This window comes from Peptoniphilus stercorisuis (assembly GCF_017874395.1).
GTDB lineage: Bacteria > Bacillota > Clostridia > Tissierellales > Peptoniphilaceae > Anaerosphaera > Anaerosphaera stercorisuis.
In genome coordinates this window covers 1-2,064 of record NZ_JAGGLJ010000030.1, presented here as the reverse complement: position 1 = coordinate 2,064, position 2,064 = coordinate 1, and the positions used below count along the sequence as shown (strand labels likewise).

General features: G+C 23.4%; 2 protein-coding genes. One reads left to right on the top strand and one right to left on the bottom strand.

Going from position 1 to position 2,064, the window contains the following annotated elements:
- Positions 1-143: 143 nt before the first annotated feature.
- The gene (locus tag J2Z71_RS08780) at positions 144-569 is read right to left on the bottom strand and encodes a hypothetical protein (RefSeq protein WP_210062296.1); all 426 of its coding nucleotides are present in this window, start codon (positions 567-569) and stop codon (positions 144-146) included.
- A 144-nt stretch (positions 570-713) separates the two neighbouring features.
- Between J2Z71_RS08780 and J2Z71_RS08775 the strand changes: the two genes are divergently transcribed.
- Positions 714-1,955 (top strand): Fic family protein, encoded by a 1,242-nt coding sequence (locus tag J2Z71_RS08775; RefSeq protein WP_210062294.1) that lies wholly within the window; start codon positions 714-716, stop codon positions 1,953-1,955.
- The last annotated feature ends 109 nt before the right edge of the window (positions 1,956-2,064 follow it).

Sequence of the window (2,064 nt, the reverse complement as noted above, 5' to 3'; positions counted from 1 at the left end):
TATTCAAAAAGCCTTAGGATACTTATCTCCCTTAGAATACAAATTAAAATATCTATAATATTTTATTTGATGTGTACTTGACAGGGCATAGTATCGATGAGGCTCTTTTTTTGTGCGATAAAGTTTTAAAATGTAAATATTAATTAATAACCTCTAAAATCATGTAGTAAAATGGATAATTGTTCATTCTTTTTTATAAAATCTAACAAAACATCTTCTGTTATATGGAATTGCTTTCCATCCTTTTTTTTAGTGGCCAGTAATTGTTCATTTTTATCATCAGTAATTTGAAAACTGTGGACTATACGATTACGCATATTTATTAATTCGGAAAAAAGTTTTGATATTTCAGTATTAGATGATTTAGAAATAGTTTCTTTTATTGATTTTTCTAAATTTCCTGAAGGCAGATCTATTAAAGAATGCCAATCATATTTATTTTCAGAATCCGAATTAAGAATATTTTCAATAATAAATGAATTATTTGAATTAAAAACACATATAGCACTACCTAGAAGACTTCTATATTTTTCAGATGGCAGTACTTGTCTGGTATATGGTTCATACATAGATATTTCCTCCAATCTTTAAAAAGAATATATTAACTAATATATATAATATAACATAAATTTAAAATTCAAAACAATGATTTTAAATTATTTTATCGTTTTAGTGTTATTTATATGCTATACTACTGTAAAAGGAGGGATAAAATGCAATATATGAATAAATTGTTCTATAATTTAAGGGGATATGATGAGAAAAAAAGAAAGTTAGAAGAAAGATTAAAATATGACTCAATAATAAGTCCAAATCTAAAAATCAAACCTATTAATCAGTCAAAAATTTATGAACTTTACTATATCCCTACTATGAAGACTATAGACTTAATAAATTCTATTTCAAAAGATGATATTATTTTAGTAGATCTATATAATGAATTACCTGATGTAGCTAAAAAAGCATTTTTAATTGATATGTTAAGTTCTGAATTATTTAGTACAAATGAAATTGAAGGTGTTAAAAGTAGCAAAGAAGAATTAGTATCTACTACAAAAGAGGTTTTAAAAAGTGAAAATTATAATACAAATCTAAGATTTTCAAATATAATAAACTCTTATTTTCAGCTACAAATGAACAATTTAAAAAGACCTAAGGATTTTAAAGATATAAGAAAAATATATGATGAAATTACAATTGATGGTGTATCAGAAGAAGATCTTCCAGATGGAGAATATTTTAGAAAAAATCTTGTATATATCCATAAACAAGGTAAAGAAATTCATCGTGGAGTAAGTCAAGGTGATAATACAGAAGAATATATAATATTAGTATTAGAACAATTATTAGATTTTTTAAATACAGATGAAAAGTGTAATAGTCTTATTAAAAATGCTATATTTCATTATTATTTTGGATATATACATCCATTTTATGATGGAAATGGTAGAACAAATAGATTTATATCCAGTATTTATTTAAAAGAAGACTATTCGTGGCTTACAGCTCTATCGCTTTCTCAAGGATGCAATGAATATAGAAACTTATATCTAAAAGCCTTTGATATGACAAATCAGGTTTCTATGCAAGGAGAACTTAACTTTTTTGTAGATTCATTTTTAGAAATTTTAAACAATGGACAGAATATCTTAAAAGATAATATAAGTAATAAAATGATTCTTTTAGAATTAGCTTATAAAAAATCTGAAAATGATAAGAATATAAATGAAGATAAACTTTTATTAAATATAACAAAAGTTGCAATTGAATTAAGTTTATTTGGCTTAAATGATTATATAGATATAGATCTATTAAAAGAGGTTTTAGGATATAGCGAACAAACTTTAAGAATTAAATTAAATAAATTAGTTGAATTAAATATTTTGGAAAAAATTAGTAAAAATCCTATAAAATGTATTTTAAATAACGCTTATTTAGAAGAGAAGTTTATATAAAAAAAAGAGCCTGATGATACTATGCCCTGTCAAGTACACATCAAATAAAATATTATAGATATTTTAATTTGTATTCTAAGGGAGATAAGTATCCTAAGGCTTTTTGAAT